Below are 16,447 nucleotides of genomic sequence, written 5' to 3'. Positions count from 1 at the left end.
TGTCCGGTAAAGCCTCAATGCAGGTACAGAACCAGCAGCGTGGCTGTGAGCAGCAGCAGCCAGACCTCGAAGAGCAATCGCAGCCGGCGGGGCGCCTCGCGCAGCTCCATGAAATGCAGCAGCACCAGCCGGACCTTGAACGCGGCGATCAGCAGCAGCGCGGCAGTGGCGATGGCCGGCGCCATCGCCTGCTTCGGCAAACCCCACGTGCTGATGCCAGTCGCCAGCATCAGCAGCAGCCAGACCTGCGTTCCCCAGCTTTGCGGTTGGCGCTGCGGCGTCATCGGATCAGATACAGGAGTGGAAACAGCAGAATCCACAGCAAGTCCACCATGTGCCAGTAAACAGCGCCACCTTCCAGGACCAGCAAGTGCCCGTCCTTGAAGCTGCCCTGCCGCGCCATCCGCCAGAGCAGCGTCAGCACCACCAGCCCGGCGAACACGTGCAGAAGATGCAGACCGGTGAGCGCAAAGTAGTACATGAAAAAATCATTGCTCAGCGGCGTAATGCCCTGCCGTATCTTGGCTGCGTACTCCAGGCCCTTGGCCACGCAGAACAGCAGCCCCAGCGCCAGTGCCGCCGCAATCCAGCGCGCCACCGCCGCCTGTGCAGGCCTCAGGCGTGCGGCCTGCACGGCTTTGAGCAGGCACCAGGAGCTGCTGAGTAGCACCAGGGTGTTGAAGCCACCCAGATCGCTATCCAGACTTTGCCGTGATCGCGCGAACAGCTCGGCCTGGTCGCCCAGGCCGAGCAGGTACGAAACGAACAGCACAGCGAAGAAGCTCATGTCGGCGACGATAAATACCCATAGGCCTTCGACACCGTGGAACGCCGTGGACCGCGCCGGCGATCCAGCGGCCCGTTTCATCATCTTGCGTTCTGCGCTCAGTGCACGCCCGCCAAGCGGCTCGCATCCTGTGCGACCGAGGGCTGAGCCGCGCCCTGCTCCTCGATCTGCAGGCGACCCACCGCGCGGATGATGAACAGCGACATCGCCACGATCCAGATGTACCAGGTGAAGAACGCGATCCAGAAATTGAACAAGCCGTGGAAAGCAAATGGTCCGGAGGTGAAGAACGGAATCAGGCTCACCGGGAAGAAGGAGGCGACGGTGACGAAGCCCCACCAGCACACCCAGGCCGGCACCAGCTTCTTCTCACGACGGTCACGCAGGAACACGATGGACACCGCCAGGATCTGCCAGCTGGTCACCATGTAGGCCAGGTCGATGATCATCCAGCCCAGGCGATAGCAGAACTGCACCATCTCCGGCGTCAGCTGATCGATCTGGATCGCGCAGCAGAGCCAGATGCCGCAGGCCACGACGATCGGGCAATAGGTGATGGTGGCGCCCATCAGTTCCAGATTGGACAACCAGCCATCGGCGCCTTCGATGCGCTTCATGACCCGCGACACGGCGGCGCCAAAGCTCATGTAGCAGGACGCCAGCACCATGCAAACCGACATGCCGAGGGTGATCGGCAGGCGCAGATCCTTGTAGTGCTGCCACATGTCCTGTGGCGAAGCCGAGGCCGCCATCGGCGGCAGGTTGTCTGCCACCACGCCCCAGAAAAAGAAGAAGCCGATAAAGAACACCGGACCGGTCCAGGCCATGAGCTTCCACAGTGTGTAATCGACTGTTGCAGGCTGATCTTTCATCTTGCATCACTCCTCTTGTGCGGCAAAGCGGTGAAACTTGGCGCCGCCAGCAACGGCGCTGGCGAGGCTTTTTAGCTCATCACATAGGTGGACTTGAGCTGCTGATAGGCCGACAGCGCCTCGGGTCCCAGCTCGCGACCCATGCCGCTGGCCTTGATGCCGCCGAACGGAGAGCCGATAGCCGGGATGTAACCATTGATGCCGACCGTGCCGGTCTGGATGCGCTGCGCCACCGCGCGGGCGCGCGCGGCATCACGGCTCCACACCGAACCGCCGAGGCCGTACTCGGTGTCGTTGGCGATCCGCAGTGCCTGATCCTCGTGCTCGTAGGGAATGATCGAGAGCACCGGCCCGAAGATTTCCTCGCGGGCGATGCAGGCCTGATTGCTGACATCGGCAAACACCGTCGGCTGCACGAACCAGCCCGGACCCTTGACGCGATTGCCGCCGGCCACCAGGCGCGCCTCGGTCTTGCCCTTGGCGATGTAGGCCTCGACCCGCTCGCGATGCTGCGCGGAAGCCATCGGCCCGACCTGGGTTGCGGTATCCAAGGCATTGCCCACGGTCAGCGATGCAGCAAGCGAGGCCACCGCGTCCACTACCTGTGCATAGCGGCTGCGTGGCGCGAGAATCCGCGTGCAACTGAAGCAGGCCTGACCATTGTTGAGCATCGCCGCCATCGGCAGAGCCTGCGCCAGCACATCGAGATCGGCATCGTCCAGAATCACGGCTGCCGATTTTCCGCCCAGCTCCAGCGTCACCGGGCGCAGCAACTCGCCGCAGCGCCGCGCAATCGCACGACCGGCCGCCGTGGAGCCGGTGAACGCCACCTTGTCCACGCCCGGGTGCGCCACCAGATAGGCGCCCACTTCTCGATCTGCCGCCACCCAGTTCACCACACCCGGCGGCAGCTGCGCCTGCTCGGCAGCCTCGGCCAGCAGATAGCTGTCGAGCACCGTGCCGGGCGAGGGCTTGATCACCAGCGTGCAGCCGGCCGCCAGGGCCGGCGCGATCTTGCTCATTGCCAGCACCACCGGAAAATTCCAGGGCACGATGGCCGCCACCACGCCCACCGGATGGCGGCTGACGACGGTCTCGCGGCCCATCTGCGAGGGCCGCAGCTCGTCGCCCGGCATGGCCTCGGCCAGCTGCGTGTAGTAGTCGAGCAGGCCGACCGGAAACGCACCTTCGAAGGTGCTGCTCAGGCTGATCGGCATGCCGTTCTGCTGGCTCACGGTGCTGGCCACATCGGCGACGCGCTGCTGCAGCGCTGCGGAGAAGCGCTTCATGGCTGCGGCGCGCGCCCCCGGCGTCCAGCTAGCCCAGCCACTGGGATCGTCGAAGGCACGACGCGCCGCCGCGACCGCACGATCGACGTCGGCCTCCAGCGCTTCCGGCACCGAAGCCAGCACTTCCTCAGTACTGGCATTGCGCAGCTCAAAGCGGCGGCTGCTGGAGGGCTGAACCCATTCGCCGCCGATATAGAAGTGATGACGTGAGGCCGGGATGCCGGTCATGGAACGCTCCTCTTGTGTTATCAGAAATCAGCAAGCCCACCACGCAGGCCATGGTTCTGCTTTTCTTAGCCGCGACTAGACTGCGTCTTGGGCCCTTGCGTCAGAAGCCTGGGCATGACATCAAGCGCGAATCCGCCATAAGGCTGGGAACGCTGATGCGCTTGTGGCGGATTCCAGCAATAGCGGGCATTGGGCGCACCACCGTCGACGCGGATGCAGCTGCCGGTGATGTACGAGGCCACTGGCGACAGCAGAAACACGATGGCGCCCGACATCTCCGCGACATTGCCGTAACGCTGCAGCGGAATGGTGGGCGGAAATTTCAAAATCTCGCGCTGCGCTTCCGGCTCGTAGGTATCGAAGCCACTGCTGGCGATACCGCCAGGCGCCACGCAGTTCACGCGCACCCCAGATGGCGCCCATTCGGAAGCGGCGCTCTCACTGAGCGTGAGCATGCCGCCCCGCGCCGCGCCGGAATGCGCGTAATTGGCCCAGCCATGCCAGATGTCGGCGATGATGTTGACGATGGCGCCGCCATGCGTCTCCATCCAGCGGTTGTAGACCTCGCGCATCACCATGAAGCCGCCAAACAGATTGAGCCGCACCACCGCCTCAAAGCCCTTGCTGCTGATCTGCTTGAGTGGCTGGCGATACTGCCCGCCGGCATTGTTCACCAGCCCGTCGATGCGCCCATGCTGGGCCAGCACTTCATCGACCATGGCGATAACCTGCGCCTCTTCGCGGATATCGCAGATGTGGGTGCTGATCCGTCCACCTTCGGCTTCAATCTCCGCCTTGACCTTCGCCAGCTTCTCAGCATCGCGACCGGCGATGGCCACCGTCGCACCGAGCGAGGCCAACTCGTGCGCGGTACATCGGCCGATGCCGCTGCCTCCCCCGGTGATCAACACCACCTGCCCGGCAAACAGGTCCGGGCGATACACCGACTGATAAGACATGGGGCGCTCCTGTTACTATTCATGATATGGTTCCATACTATAATGAAAGCAGTTCGGAGTACAGCCATGGCCCGCATCGAGAGGAGAGCCACATGAAGGAGCCGTCCAGCTATCGCAGCATCGCTGTGCTGGCCCCGATTCACGACGGACGCCATGCCCTGGGTGCCAACGCGCTGGCGCGAGAATCCATCCCGTACGTCATCTCACTGCCGGAGCAGCAGCTTGGCGCTTTCGTTTACACCTGGGTCAATCGCGAGCACCGCGCCGGTTCGATCTGTGTGATCTATGGACCGGGACTCGACACGCCGGCCATTGTCGAAGCCACGGATGATGTGCCGATGGCGCCTGAATTCAACTTCGATGACTGGCAAGTCGGCGCCCTGGAACTGCGTCAGGACCTGAAGCTGGCCAGCGCGCAGTTGCGCGTGCGCGGCGCACGCGTACAGATGGATGCGCGCTTCCAGGCCCTGCATCCGGCCTACGCCTACGGCTCGCACGAGCAAGGCTGCCCGGACTACGCTGCCACCAACCGTTTCGAGCAGGCCGGGCGCTTGCAGGGCACGCTGTGCATCGACGGCCGTGAGCTGCAGTTTGATACCACCGGCGCGCGCGATCATTCCTGGGGCACACGCGACTGGCAGACGCCGCAGCACTGGAAATGGCTGCACGCGCAGGCCGGCGACGACTGCTGCGTACACTTCTGGCAGATCCAGGCGCGCGGCAATACCGATCTGCGCGGCTATGTGTTTCGTGACGGTCTGATGGCCGAAGTCGAGCAGGTGGAAGTCAGCTACAAAGGTGATCTGCAGTACCGGCAAACCGAACTCAAAGCGCTGGTGCGTGACCACGCCGGCCGTCTCACGGTAGTCGATGCGCAGTGCTTTGCCCACTATCCGCTGCAGCCGGACCCCGCCACGACGCTGAACGAGGCTGCAATGCGCTGCCGGATAGACGGCCGTCCTGGGCAAGGCTGGAGTGAATTCATGTGGCCAAGTGCTTACCTGGCGCATTTGCGTTCGCGCGCCTTCTATAGCTTCCAGCCTTAGTTCTGATACCTATTTCTTAGAGTCATGCAAGTGAAGAATCAACCGCAATTTTCAGGAGAAATGCTGTGCGTGGATTGAAAGACAAGGTGGCGCTGGTAACCGGCGCGGGCAGCGGCATCGGCTTGGCGATTGCCAAACGTCTGGGCGCCGAAGGCATGCAGGTCGGCGTGCTGGACATCAACGCCGAGGCCGCCAATCAGGCGGTAGCGCAGATCCGCGCCGCTGGCGGCCGCGCCGATGCGCAGGTCTGCGACATCACCAGCTATGAATCGGTACAGCAGGCGGTGAGCGCCATCGAAAGCCGCCTGGGTCCTACCTGGGCGCTGGTCAACAATGCCGGCTGGGACAAGCCGATTCCATTTCTCAAGACCACACCAGACTTCTGGCAGAAGGTGGTGACGATCAACTATATGGGGCCGCTGCAGATGACCCATGCAGTCGCGCAGGGCATGGTCGCACGCGGTGGCGGGCGCATTATCTTCATCGCCTCTGACGCCGGTCGTGTCGGTTCCACGGGGGAGGTTGTGTACTCCGGCACCAAGGGGGCCACCATCGCTTTCGCCAAGGCCCTTGCGCGCGAGCTGGCACGCAAGCAGGTGACGCTGAACTGTGTCTGCCCCGGCCCTACCAACACGCCGGCGATGGATGCTTTCGTCGGCACTGGCGAAGAGGGCCAGAAAATCCGCGACGCTATGGTGCGCAGCGTGCCGCTGGGCCGCATCGGCGAAGCCGATGACTATCCCGGTCTCGTGGCCTTTCTCGCCAGCGAGGACGCGGCATTCATGACCGGCCAAACCATCAGTGTCTCAGGCGGCCTGACCATGCACGGCTAAACGCCGAGCGACGATAGTCGCCGCGAATCAAAAGGCGCGCCGTTCATGGCGCGCCTTTTTTGCAGGCGATGTACCGGGTTTCTTGTGAAACCCGGGGTGCACAGACTCAAACGCCGGCTAATCCCACGATGCTGATCGCACATACGCCGTTATAGGGCACGCCACCGAGATTGTGCGACAGGCCCAAGGTCGGATTCTTCAGCTGGCGGGAGCCAGCCCGTCCCTGCAGCTGAAGATAATGCTCATAGACCATGCGCAGGCCAGAGGCGCCCACGGGGTGCCCGAAACACTTGAGCCCGCCATCGATTTGGCATGGCAGCGCGCCATCGGCGTCGAATACGCCCTCCATGACATCGCGCCAGGCTTGGCCATCGGCCGACACACCGAGATCTTCCATGGTCACCAGCTCTGTGATCGAGAAACAGTCGTGTACTTCCAACATCGACAGCTGCTTACGCGGATCGTCAATGCCCGCCTCTCGATAGGCCGCACGCGCAGCATTGCGGGTGTTCTGCACATAGCTGCCGTCCCATTCGCCGGTGCTCTGCTCGCGGCCTGAACTGGCGGAGAGCTGCAGCGCCTTAATGGTCACCAGAGACTCACGTTTGCCAAGTTCATGCGCAATCTGTGGCGTAGTCACGATGGCACAGGCGGCGCCATCCGAAACACCGCAGCAATCGAACACGCCGAGCGGCTCGGCAATCATCGGTGCCTTCAAGATGGTTTCCATCTCCACCGCTTTGCGCAAATGCGCCTTGGGATTCTTGGCGCCGTTGACGTGGCTCTTCCAGGAGACGCGGGCCATGGCCTGCTTGAGCTCCTGCGGGCTCAAGCGGTAACGCGCGCGATAACCGGCTGCCAGCTGGGCAAAGCCCGCCGGGGCCGAACCATAAGGCATCCACAGGTCAGCCAGCGTGCCTTTGGTGGGCACGGGCAGACCGCCGTAACCGGTATCCTTTAATTTCTCCGCACCGATGGCCAGTGCGATATCGACGGCACCGCAGGCCACCGCGTAGGCTGCACCGCGCAGCGCCTCCGTGCCGGTGGCGCACATGTTCTCCACGCGGCTCACCGGCATGCCTTCGAGCCGCAGCGCCGTAGCTAGCGGAATGGCTGAGTTGCCAACATTGACGCGATCCAGCGCTGAACCATACCAGGCCGCGCCGATCTGCCGACGTTCAATGCCAGCATCAAGCAGCGCCTCGCCGAAAGCCTCATTGATGAGTTGCTCGCTGCCGCAATCCCAACGCTCGCCGAAGCGCGAGCAGCCCATGCCCAGGATCGCCACCTTGTCCTTGATGCCAGTTGCCATATCTAGTCCTTAAACCGCACTCATGGGGCTGGCCTTCCAGAAGTAGCGATTCCAGCCGCGTTGACGATCCCGTTCCTTGATGCGAAATCGCATGCTCAGCGGCGTACCAACCTCCAGCCCGTCCGCCCCCACGTCGACAATTTCCATCAACAGCCGCGCGCCACCATCGAATTGCACCAGTCCCATCAGCAGCGGCGGCGCCGGCGAGTACTGCAGCCAGTCGGCGGTATGCGTGGCGATACGCGCGGGGACCTCGTCCAGCGCATAGGGCTGCTGCGTATCACTCGCTGCGCAGTTCACGCAGTTAGGCAGACGCGGGAACTGCACGGCGCCGCAGGAGGAACAGCGGCCGCCGACTAAACCCAGAATCTGATCCGAAGCTCGATAGAGCTGCGTCAGCGCAGTCTTCTGATCGACCTCGGCACGCATGCCCCAGTCCAATTCCAGCTGGCCTTCATTCGCCAACAGACGCAGATAAGCGCTCTCTTCGACGCGGTCGGCCAGACTGCCGGCCAGCCCGCGCCGTGCGCTGGCCGGCAGCGGCTTGATCATTTCAAAAGCAGCTACCTCACAGCCTTGCGCGAAAGCCGCGATCACGATGATGTCGCCCGGCTGCGCACGCTCCAGTGCTGCCAGCAGCTGCAGTAGCGAATGTGCGGTGCCGGTGTCGCCGACGCCGGCCTGCAGATCCGGCAACAGAGATTGCGGCGCGATCTTCAGCGCCTTGGCGATGGCGGCATCGCTGCGCGCTGGGCCGCCCGAGAGCCCGAACCAGGTGATACGGTCCGGGGTCAGGGCCAGCCGCTCCAGCAGCGCCGACACCGCCTGCGGCACCAGCTTGGCCAGACCTTCGTCTCGCACCCAGCGCTCTTCCCAGTGATAGTCGGCGCTCTGGCCGCTGGCACGGAAATGATCGAAGAACGGCACCGTCAGCGATTCAGCGCCCAACAGGCGCGCGAACACCGCCTCGCCGCTTCCACAGGCAAGGGCCGCCGCGCCGCAGCCGTATTGCATCTCCTGCACGCTACCGGGTTTGGCGCCGCGCTTGTCGGCGGCGATCACCAGCTGTTCGCCCTCGCGGGCTCGACAGGCCTCGATTAAGGCCGACAAGCCGACGCGCGTCGAGGACGCGAAGTCCATCGCCGCCACATTTAAATTCAGACGCAGCGCCGCCGCCACCAGCGCCGCATGGTTGAGATCAGCAAAAGGCGCACTGGTGCTGGCCAGGTTCAAAGCCTGCCAAGACGTGCGTGACAGCCCGCGCAGGCAATCGCGTCCGGCCTCCACCGCCATGGTCACAACGTCCTCATCCCAGGCGCAGATCGCCCGTTCTCCCTTGGCCTGACTCTTAAGCGCGGGAAAGGCCCAGGCGTGGGCAGCGGCTATGGCCGCGCGTTGTAAGCGCCGCCGGGGGATATAGGCGCCGATGGACGTGATGCCTCTAATGTTCTCGCTACGCACGAAAGTCCGTCTCGGTTGAAATTTTTGAGGATGGGCCGGCGTTGCCGCGGCCACCGTCTGATTATAGTATGGTTCCATACCTATAACCTAGCCTCTTGTTACTTCGAGACCCTGAAATGATGCGATCCATGCTGTTCGTGCCGGCCGACAGCGAGAAGAAACTCGCCAAGGCAGCGGCCGCTGGCGCTGACGCGCTGGTGCTTGACCTGGAAGATGCTGTTCTGCCTGAACGCAAGATGCAGGCACGCGGGATGATGCGCGAATACCTGTCCGGCATCGACGATCACACGCGGCTATGGGTGCGCGTCAATGACCTTGCCTCAGGTGAAACCCTGAAAGATCTTGCACAGGTAGTGCCGGCAGGGCCTGCCGGCATCCTGCTGCCAAAGATCAGGGGGCCGGAGGATCTAAGCGTCGTCGGTCATTATCTGGATGCGCTGGAAGCGGCGCACGGCCTGCCGCTGAATTCAATGCGTATCACCGCCATCGTCACGGAAACGCCAATGGCAATGTTGCGCATGGGCGAACTGGCGCAACAGGCGCATCCGCGCATCAGCCACGTCGCCTGGGGCGGCGAGGATCTGTCTTCGGCCCTGGGAGCCGGTGATCCACGCCTGCCCGATGGACGCTGGCGTTCGATGTATGAGCACGCGCGCAATCAATGTCTTTTGCTCGGCCATGCCCTCGGCGCCGAGGTGCTCGACACGGTTTACGTGAACTTCAAGGATGCCGAGGGCCTGCGCAACGCCTGCCTGCAGTCGCGATACGACGGATTCACCGGTCGCATTGCGATTCACCCCGATCAGGTTCCGGTGATCAATGCCGCGTTCACGCCCAGCGAAGCCGAGCGCGAGCTGGCGCAGCGTATCGTCGCCGCTTTCGTCGATGGCGCTGGTGCGGTATCCCTGGATGGCAAGATGTACGACATCCCGCATTTGAAGGCGGCACGCCGCCTGCTGGCTGCGGCATGAGCGTCATGCTCAATCGCCAGATCGTGCTCACGCGGCGCCCGGTCGGCGTGCCGCAGCCCGAGCACTTTGAACTGCAGTGCCATCCCTTACCGGCGCTGGGCGAAGGCGAAATGCTGATCGAGAACCACTATCTGTCGGTGGATCCGGCACAACGCGGCTATGTCAACGACGAGAACAACTACGCACCGCCGCTGCCGCTGGGCGCGGTGATGCGGGCGATGGCCGTGGGCCGCGTGCTGGCCTCCAGGCATGCCGACTACGCGGTGGGTGATTACTGGTATGGCTGGTTCGGCTGGCAGGACTACTGCATCGCCACGCCCGCTGCGCTGTTGCGCCGAGTCGACCCGCAGCAGGCCCCGCTGTCCACCGGCGCGGGTTTGCTGGGCATCAATGGCTTGACCGCCTATCTGGCGCTGCACGATATCGGCAGGCCACAACCTGGCGAGACCGTGCTGGTCAGCGCTGCCGCCGGTGCCGTCGGCAGCATCGTCGGGCAACTGGCGCGGCAGGCCGGCGCGCGGCCGGTGGCGATCGTTGGATCGGCAGAAAAGGGGCGCCGCTGCGTCGAGGATTACGGCTACGAAGCCTGGCTCGACTATCACCAGCCCATCGAGGCTGCCCTGCGTGATACCTGCCCGCGGGGCATCGATGTGTTCTTCGACAACACGGGCGGCGACATTTCGGATGCGGTGCTGCGGCAGATGGCCTTGTTCGGTCGCATCATCCAGTGCGGCACCCTGGCGACTGCTTCATGGCTGCCGGCGCCGCAAGGGCCGCGCGCGGAGCGCGAGATTCTGACACGCCGCCTGCGCATCGAAGGCTTCGTGATCTTCGATCATCAGCGCCGCTTCGACGCCACGGCGGCCCGGCTCGCTGCGCTGCTGGCGGCGGGACAGCTGCGCTACGCGGAAGACATCAGCGAGGACCTCGCGCAGGCGCCTCAGGCACTGGTCGATGTCTACGCCGGCCGTAACCGCGGCAAGCGGCTGATCCGGCTGCGATGAATATCGGAAGCAGGCCTTGCCACGCACACGCGGCAAGGCCTGCTGTGCGCCTACACGCCGACGGTCTGTGCCTGTCCGATTTTGAGTTCGGGCTCGCTCTGCCAGTCGGGCCAGCCGGCGGCGCGGTTCTGTTCGCGGGCCAGCGCGCGTTCCTCGGGCGTGGCGAACTCGGCATCCCAGCGCTTGAGGGCGGGTTTGATGATCAGCTCGTGCCAGATCGGCGGAATCAGCGCCGCCAGGAAGCACACGAACACGCTCGGCATCGGAATCGCTTCGCGATGCGGAACCAGCTTGTAGAAGGCCTGATAGGAGTTCAGATGATGATCGGCATGATTGGTGATCTCGAAGCCGCAGGTCCGCGAGAACCAGTGCAGATGGTTCCACAGATGCCGCCGCCCGATCGGGGCACCCGGCACCCGGATCACGCCGTAATGCTGGAAGTAGTTGAAGCTCTCCACCCAGACCCGGGAGATCAGCTGCGCCGCCAGTCCGAACAGGTTCGCGCGCCAGCCGCCGATGGCGTGCAGCAGCGCGTGGAAGATCAGCAGCGCCAGCGCCGCGCGATAGACCCGGTGCCGCAGATGCCAGGGATGCAGCCCCCGCTTGCGCAGCGCCTCGCATTCCATGCGCATCGAGTAGCGGGTGCTCTCGATCACTGCCCGGCCGGTGAAGGCGTACAGGCTCTTCCCGCGCGGCGCGGTGTCGCCGTCATGTACCGTCGCTACGTCGATGTGGTGCCCCACCACATGGGCGATGTCCCGCGTGCAGTCGAAAATGCACAGGTGCCCGTAGTGCCCCACGATGCGCGGCAGCAGTCCGCGCATGTGGTACAGCTCGTGCGCCGCCGGCACCAGCGGAATCACGCCCATCCACGCCACGCTCAGAATGCCGCCGGCAATCTGCCAGCCGTTCAAATCTTCAACCGACAGCCGCCAGGCGAACGCAAAGTACAAACACACCGGCCCCAGCGTGCACAGCCAAATCGGAATGTTTGCCAGCCGCGCGTTTTGAATCTTTCGCACGCCAAAATCACGCGGAAACACGCTGTCCAGAAACGCCAGCACCGGGAAGGTCCCGATCCCCAGCCACACCCAGTCACCACCCACATAAAAACCCAAAAACGCCACCCCAACCACTACCACAGGCGTCCAGTACTTCAGATAGTCCATAAACTCCATCTCCTCTTTCTTGAGCTTTTGGTGTGCTCACAATCTGCGCAAAGCAACTCGAAGCGCCGTATGGAACCACAACAACTTCATGCTAGCCGCAGCCCGGCCCGGAAAAACCCTCCCCCCTGGGAGGGGATAGACCACAGCGCGGAGTCGCATCGTGTATAAACAGGCTCATCCGCCGCCCCCCGAGGAACTGGGCGAAGGCGATCCGCCCAGCTTCGCCTTCGAGATGCTGCGCCTGCCGGTCAGCGCACAGGTACTTGACGCCACCGGGCTGCGCCAGAAACTGCTGACAGTGGTGGCTCCAGCCGGTTACGGAAAATCTGTGCTGTTGGCGATGCTGCGCGTCGAACTGCTCGCCGCCGGCCAGGATTGCGCCTGGCTGGCGCTGGACGAAAGAGCCGCTGGCATCGGGACCATCGTGCAGGGCCTGGGTCGGCAATTGCAGACACCGGATTCACGCTGGCAATCCCCGCAGACCCTGCTTGGTGGCGGTGATTCGGCCGCGCGCGGCATCGAGTCCCTGCTCGCGCTGCTACGCAAGCAGAACAAACCGCTGACGCTGTTCATCGACAACCTGCATTTCTGCCGCGATCCCATGCTGGAAACACTGCTTGACGGTCTGTGCTTCCGCAGCGGTGCGGCGGTGCGGCTGGTTTTCAGCAGCACGCAGGAACTGCGCTTCAATCGCACGCGCGCCCGGCTCGAAGGACTGCTGCGACAACTCGGTGCCAGCGAGCTTGCCTTCGGCCCGGCGCAGGTGCGCGCCATGCTCGGCGAGACGCTATGCAAGCGCCTGGATCCTGACGCGGTGGCGCGCATTGTTGCCAGAACCGAGGGTTGGCCAGCCGCAGTACGGCTGATGCAGATCGCACTGACCACCAGCAAGCAACCGCGCCAGACCCTGCAGGCTATGGCCGGCTCCGACGAGGAGTTGGCAGGCCTGCTGGACCGCCATGTATTTTCCAAGCTGAGCATCGCAGCGCGAGAGTTTCTGCTGCGCGTCGGCCAGCTGCGCGTATTCAGCTCTGCCCTGTGCCGCGAAGTCAGTGGTGATCCAGACGCGCAGTCCTATCTGGATGCCCTGCTGGCGCGCAATATCTTCGTGATTCCGCTCGACCGCCAGCACCGCTGGTTCCGCCTGCACACCCTGCTGCGGGAGTTTCTGTTGCGTGAGGCAGAACGCAGCCTGGCGACCGAAACCCTGCAGTCCGTGCGCCTGCGCGCGGCGCAATGGTGTGAGCAGCAGGCGCAGTGGCACGATGCCATGGACTATGCGCTGGCGGCCGGCTCGCACGCAAAGGCTGCGGCGATTCTGGCCCGCATCGCGCCCTGGTTTGTGCGCAAGCTGGGCGAGGCACCACGCTTCATTCAATGGGTGGAGACGCTGCAGCGCGCCGGGCAGCAGGCCGATCCGGAAGTGGATTACTGGTACGCCTGGGCGCTGGCATTTCACCGTCGGTACGACGATGCGCGCCAGCACATCCGCCGGATGGAGACGCGGCTCGACATCAATGCGCCGCTGCAGCGGCGTCTGGCGATCATGCTGGCGTCTATCGAGGTCTTCACCGACAACCTCACGCAGGCGCAAACCGGCGTACAGCGCTGGCTGGCGCAGAGCACTGCTGATGACGATCCGTTCAGCCGCACCGGTGCGCATTGCATCGAAACCAACTGCCATGCCAGCAGCTTCGCGTTCTCATCCGCCCACCAGGCCAACCAAGCAGCCAAGGCTTCGGCCTTCCAGGCACAGAGCGCATATGCCAATGGCTGGGCTTTCGCTTACGGGGCGCTGATTCCGATCTACGAGGGCCGCTACGCGCAGGCTTATGCCGAACTGCGCACCGCGCTAGACGCGGCGCGTAGTGAATTGGGCGAGGACGGCATCACCGGTACGCTGGCCCTGCTGGCCGCGCGCTGTGCGGTGGCGATGGGACGCGATGAAGACGCCCGCGCGCTGCTTCACAATGGCCTTGCAGCGGCGCGCTCGCACGGCTTTCTGGAAGCCACGGCCTGTGGCCTGGAAGCGGCCGTGGCACTTTGGGGTGGTGCTGAGGACGACGCTTATGCTCCGCTGACGCTGCGCCTTATCGCCGACGCTTATCCCCCGCGTCTGTCGGTGATGCTGTCCTGTTTTCTCATCCAGCGCCTGGTGGCGATGGACCGCCGGGAAGAGGCCCACCGCGAGGCCGAGCATATCGGCCTGAACTCGCCCAGATCCGGCACCGCTGCATCGTGGCGCAAGCTGCCGGTCATGCGCGATCTGCTGCTGATGACCGATATAGCCCTTCGCAATGATGATGGCCATCTGCAGGCAGCACAGCGCCTGATGGTTTCGGCGCTGAAGAGCGCGAGAGCAGATGGTCGTCTCGGCCGCTGCGTGGAGCTACTGCTGCTGCAGGCACGGCTAGCCGGCACCAGCCAGACATCACGATCCGCGCTACGCAGTCTGCTGCAAGCCATCCGCCTCGCCGCACCGGGCCGTATCATGCGCCCCTTCCTCGATCAGAAAGCCACAGTCTCGACGTTGCTTGGCCACAGCGAGGCCAAGCGTTGGGCGCTGGTGACGCAGGATGAGCACAGTTTTTTCAAGGAACTGTGCCAGCGCTGCGCACCGAAGGCACCCTCGGCCATCGATACAGCGCAGATCATGGCGCCCCCCACGCCACGCGAGCTGGAAATCCTGCGCCTGGTTGAGGCGGGACTGAGCAACCAGCAGATCTCTGACCGGCTCAGCGTGTCGCTGGCCACCATCAAATGGCATTTGCAGAATCTGTACGCCAAGCTCGGAATTTCCAACCGCTCGGCAGCGCTTGCCCGCGCCAAGGCCGCGTTGCTGCTCTAGGCGCTCAGGCGCACCACCGCCGTTCTCAGCCGGCGGCACGCTTGAGCTGCAGGGCGCTGCGCTTGCACTGTGCCACCAGCTCGCGCTTCTGGTTGTAGCCCCGGTGGGCAAACACCACGATGCCGGCGTTGGGCCGCGATTTGCTCTCGCGCAGCTCCAGCACTTCACTCTCCACGCTCAGGGTATCGCCATGAAACAGCGGACGGGGAAAGCGCACCTCATCCCAGCCGAGATTGGCCACGGCGGTGCCGTGCGTAGTGTCGTTCACTGAGATTCCCACCATCAGGCCCAAGGTGAAGGCGCTGTTGACGATGCGCTGACCGAATTCCGTCTGGGTCCGGCAGTACTCTTCGTCGAGATGTAGATATGCCGGGTTGTGCGTAATCGCCGTAAACCAGACGTTGTCGGACTCGGTGATGGTGCGGCGGATGGGATGATCGAATTTCTGGCCGACGAACATTTCGTCGAAAAATACACCTGGCATGGCGGATTGGACTCAGTAGGATTTGGGAAGCTCAAGCACGCGCTCGGCGATGAAGGACAGAATCATCTGCTCGGTCACGGGTGCAATGCGCGGCAACATGGATTCACGGAACAGGCGCTCGACCTGGAATTCGCGGGCATAGCCCATCCCGCCATGCGTCAGCACCGCCTTGGTGGCGGCATCAAAAGCTGCGCGCGCCGACAGGAATTTCGCGGCATTGGCTTCGGCACCGCAGGGCAGACCGTGATCGTAGAGATACGCTGCCCGCATGCACATCCAGTACGCCGACTCCAGATAGGTCCAGGCTTCTGCCAGCGGATGCTGGATGCCCTGGTTCTTGCCGATGGGCCGCCCAAACACCACACGATCACGCGCGTACTTGGCGGCGCGCTGCAGTGCATCGCGGCCGATGCCGATGGCTTCGATGCCGACCAGAATGCGCTCTGGATTGAGCGAGTCGAGCAAGTAGTGAAAGCCCTTGCCCTCTTCGCCGATGCGGTCGGACTCCGGAATGAAGTAGTCGTCGATGAAGGTGGCGTTGGAGTCCACCGCGTTGCGGCCCAGCTTCTTAATACGGCGGACCTCGATCTTGGTTCGATCAAGGTCAGCATAAAACAAGGTCATGCCGTCGGTGGGCCGTTTGCACTCACTCTTCGGGGTGGTACGCGCCAGCAGCACAATCTTGTGCGCCTCCTGTCCCGTCGAGGTCCACATCTTGCGGCCGCTGACTCGATAGCCGCCGGGCACCTTCTTGGCGAAGGTTTTGATGCTGGTGGTATCCAGGCCGGCATCAGGCTCGGTGACGCCGAAGCAGGCTTTCTCCTGCCCCTTGATCAGCGGTGTCAGCCAGCGCTGTTTTTGTTCCGGCGAGCCGTGTACCACGATTGCATGCGGACCGAACAGATTGATGTGGATCGAGGAGGCCGCTGACTGCCCGCCACCGCAGGACGCCACGGTATGCATCATGATCGCAGCTTCGGTCACGCCCAGTCCGGCGCCGCCCAGCTCCTCGGGCATGGTCACGCCCAGCCAGCCGGCATCGGCCATGGCCTTGTAGAACTCCTCGGGAAAGCGTGCGGCCTCGTCGCACTCGTGCCAGTACTCATCATTGAACTCGGCGCACACCTTGCGCACCGAAGTCTCGATCTCACGCTGCAGTTCGGATAGTTCGATTTCCATGTCAG

The 16,447-nt window shown here is 63.7% G+C and carries 15 protein-coding genes; 5 read left to right on the top strand and 10 right to left on the bottom strand.

The genetic code is table 11. The features are described 5' to 3' along the window. Nucleotides 1-14: 14 nt before the first annotated feature. The 5 genes from BMY12_RS02880 to BMY12_RS02860 all read right to left on the bottom strand — a co-directional run bounded on the left by BMY12_RS02880 (nucleotide 15) and on the right by BMY12_RS02860 (nucleotide 4,135). Nucleotides 15-284: a cytochrome C oxidase subunit IV family protein gene (locus tag BMY12_RS02880; RefSeq protein ID WP_093281804.1), complete on the bottom strand. Its 270-nt coding sequence runs from the start codon at nucleotides 282-284 to the stop codon at nucleotides 15-17. Further along, nucleotides 281-868: a cytochrome c oxidase subunit 3 gene (locus BMY12_RS02875; protein WP_281242396.1), complete on the bottom strand. Its 588-nt coding sequence runs from the start codon at nucleotides 866-868 to the stop codon at nucleotides 281-283. Before BMY12_RS02875 ends, BMY12_RS02880 begins: the two co-directional genes overlap by 4 nt. A 17-nt stretch (nucleotides 869-885) precedes the next feature. Continuing rightward, complete coding sequence (locus tag BMY12_RS02870) at nucleotides 886-1,659, bottom strand: hypothetical protein (protein WP_093281800.1); 774 nt, start codon at nucleotides 1,657-1,659, stop codon at nucleotides 886-888. Between the two features lie 71 nt (nucleotides 1,660-1,730). Further along, entirely contained in the window at nucleotides 1,731-3,176 is a 1,446-nt protein-coding gene (locus BMY12_RS02865; RefSeq protein WP_093281798.1) for an aldehyde dehydrogenase, read from the bottom strand. A 65-nt stretch (nucleotides 3,177-3,241) separates the two neighbouring features. Then, complete coding sequence (locus BMY12_RS02860) at nucleotides 3,242-4,135, bottom strand: SDR family oxidoreductase (protein ID WP_093281796.1); 894 nt, start codon at nucleotides 4,133-4,135, stop codon at nucleotides 3,242-3,244. A gap of 92 nt (nucleotides 4,136-4,227) precedes the next feature. Between BMY12_RS02860 and BMY12_RS02855 the strand changes: the two genes are divergently transcribed. Beyond that, nucleotides 4,228-5,181, top strand: a complete 954-nt coding sequence (locus BMY12_RS02855; protein ID WP_093281793.1) for a DUF7064 domain-containing protein — start codon at nucleotides 4,228-4,230, stop codon at nucleotides 5,179-5,181. A gap of 65 nt (nucleotides 5,182-5,246) precedes the next feature. After that, nucleotides 5,247-6,014 carry an SDR family NAD(P)-dependent oxidoreductase gene (locus BMY12_RS02850; RefSeq protein ID WP_093281790.1) on the top strand — a complete coding sequence of 256 codons (768 nt, stop codon included), beginning with the start codon at nucleotides 5,247-5,249 and terminating at the stop codon, nucleotides 6,012-6,014. A 106-nt stretch (nucleotides 6,015-6,120) separates the two neighbouring features. On the opposite strand, the gene BMY12_RS02845 is transcribed toward BMY12_RS02850, so the two are convergent. Next, nucleotides 6,121-7,326, bottom strand: a complete 1,206-nt coding sequence (locus BMY12_RS02845) for an acetyl-CoA acetyltransferase (RefSeq protein ID WP_093281788.1) — start codon at nucleotides 7,324-7,326, stop codon at nucleotides 6,121-6,123. 9 nt (nucleotides 7,327-7,335) lie between these two features. Beyond that, the gene (locus tag BMY12_RS02840; RefSeq protein ID WP_218140057.1) at nucleotides 7,336-8,841 is read right to left on the bottom strand and encodes a zinc ribbon domain-containing protein; all 1,506 of its coding nucleotides are present in this window, start codon (nucleotides 8,839-8,841) and stop codon (nucleotides 7,336-7,338) included. Between the two features lie 74 nt (nucleotides 8,842-8,915). On the opposite strand from BMY12_RS02840, the gene BMY12_RS02835 reads away from it, so the two are divergent. Together BMY12_RS02835 and BMY12_RS02830 are read left to right on the top strand one after the other, a co-directional pair. Further along, the gene (locus BMY12_RS02835; RefSeq protein WP_218140056.1) at nucleotides 8,916-9,758 is read left to right on the top strand and encodes an HpcH/HpaI aldolase/citrate lyase family protein; all 843 of its coding nucleotides are present in this window, start codon (nucleotides 8,916-8,918) and stop codon (nucleotides 9,756-9,758) included. Further along, nucleotides 9,755-10,762, top strand: coding sequence for an NADP-dependent oxidoreductase (locus BMY12_RS02830; RefSeq protein WP_218140055.1), 1,008 nt, complete (start codon nucleotides 9,755-9,757; stop codon nucleotides 10,760-10,762). The genes BMY12_RS02835 and BMY12_RS02830 overlap by 4 nt, the downstream gene beginning before the upstream one ends. Nucleotides 10,763-10,812: 50 nt before the next feature. Here BMY12_RS02830 and BMY12_RS02825 read toward each other — a convergent pair whose 3' ends face one another. Beyond that, a complete protein-coding gene (locus BMY12_RS02825) occupies nucleotides 10,813-11,931 on the bottom strand; it encodes an alkane 1-monooxygenase (protein ID WP_093282429.1) in 1,119 nt (372 codons plus the stop codon). 160 nt (nucleotides 11,932-12,091) lie between these two features. Here BMY12_RS02825 and BMY12_RS02820 point away from each other — a divergent pair, with 160 nt between their 5' ends. After that, nucleotides 12,092-14,779 (top strand): winged helix-turn-helix domain-containing protein, encoded by a 2,688-nt coding sequence (locus BMY12_RS02820; RefSeq protein ID WP_093281780.1) that lies wholly within the window; start codon nucleotides 12,092-12,094, stop codon nucleotides 14,777-14,779. Nucleotides 14,780-14,804: 25 nt separating this feature from the next. Here BMY12_RS02820 and BMY12_RS02815 read toward each other — a convergent pair whose 3' ends face one another. Both BMY12_RS02815 and BMY12_RS02810 read right to left on the bottom strand, forming a co-directional pair. Further along, the gene (locus BMY12_RS02815) at nucleotides 14,805-15,263 is read right to left on the bottom strand and encodes a MaoC family dehydratase (RefSeq protein ID WP_093281777.1); all 459 of its coding nucleotides are present in this window, start codon (nucleotides 15,261-15,263) and stop codon (nucleotides 14,805-14,807) included. A gap of 12 nt (nucleotides 15,264-15,275) precedes the next feature. After that, a complete protein-coding gene (locus tag BMY12_RS02810; RefSeq protein WP_093281775.1) occupies nucleotides 15,276-16,442 on the bottom strand; it encodes an acyl-CoA dehydrogenase family protein in 1,167 nt (388 codons plus the stop codon). Between the last annotated feature and the right edge of the window lie 5 nt (nucleotides 16,443-16,447).

The sequence above is a fragment of the Solimonas aquatica genome (genome assembly GCF_900111015.1).
GTDB lineage: Bacteria > Pseudomonadota > Gammaproteobacteria > Nevskiales > Nevskiaceae > Solimonas > Solimonas aquatica.
This window is presented reverse-complemented; position numbering and strand designations above follow the sequence as displayed.

Coding starts and splice junctions, on each gene's coding strand:
- BMY12_RS02815 (WP_093281777.1), bottom strand. CDS start 15,263: ATGCCAGGTGTATTTTTCGACGAAATGTTCGTCGGCCAGAAATTCGAT.
- BMY12_RS02825 (WP_093282429.1), bottom strand. CDS start 11,931: ATGGACTATCTGAAGTACTGGACGCCTGTGGTAGTGGTTGGGGTGGCG.
- BMY12_RS02855 (WP_093281793.1), top strand. CDS start 4,228: ATGAAGGAGCCGTCCAGCTATCGCAGCATCGCTGTGCTGGCCCCGATT.
- BMY12_RS02880 (WP_093281804.1), bottom strand. CDS start 284: ATGACGCCGCAGCGCCAACCGCAAAGCTGGGGAACGCAGGTCTGGCTG.
- BMY12_RS02870 (WP_093281800.1), bottom strand. CDS start 1,659: ATGAAAGATCAGCCTGCAACAGTCGATTACACACTGTGGAAGCTCATG.
- BMY12_RS02865 (WP_093281798.1), bottom strand. CDS start 3,176: ATGACCGGCATCCCGGCCTCACGTCATCACTTCTATATCGGCGGCGAA.
- BMY12_RS02830 (WP_218140055.1), top strand. CDS start 9,755: ATGAGCGTCATGCTCAATCGCCAGATCGTGCTCACGCGGCGCCCGGTC.
- BMY12_RS02875 (WP_281242396.1), bottom strand. CDS start 868: ATGAAACGGGCCGCTGGATCGCCGGCGCGGTCCACGGCGTTCCACGGT.
- BMY12_RS02835 (WP_218140056.1), top strand. CDS start 8,916: ATGCTGTTCGTGCCGGCCGACAGCGAGAAGAAACTCGCCAAGGCAGCG.
- BMY12_RS02810 (WP_093281775.1), bottom strand. CDS start 16,442: ATGGAAATCGAACTATCCGAACTGCAGCGTGAGATCGAGACTTCGGTG.
- BMY12_RS02860 (WP_093281796.1), bottom strand. CDS start 4,135: ATGTCTTATCAGTCGGTGTATCGCCCGGACCTGTTTGCCGGGCAGGTG.
- BMY12_RS02845 (WP_093281788.1), bottom strand. CDS start 7,326: ATGGCAACTGGCATCAAGGACAAGGTGGCGATCCTGGGCATGGGCTGC.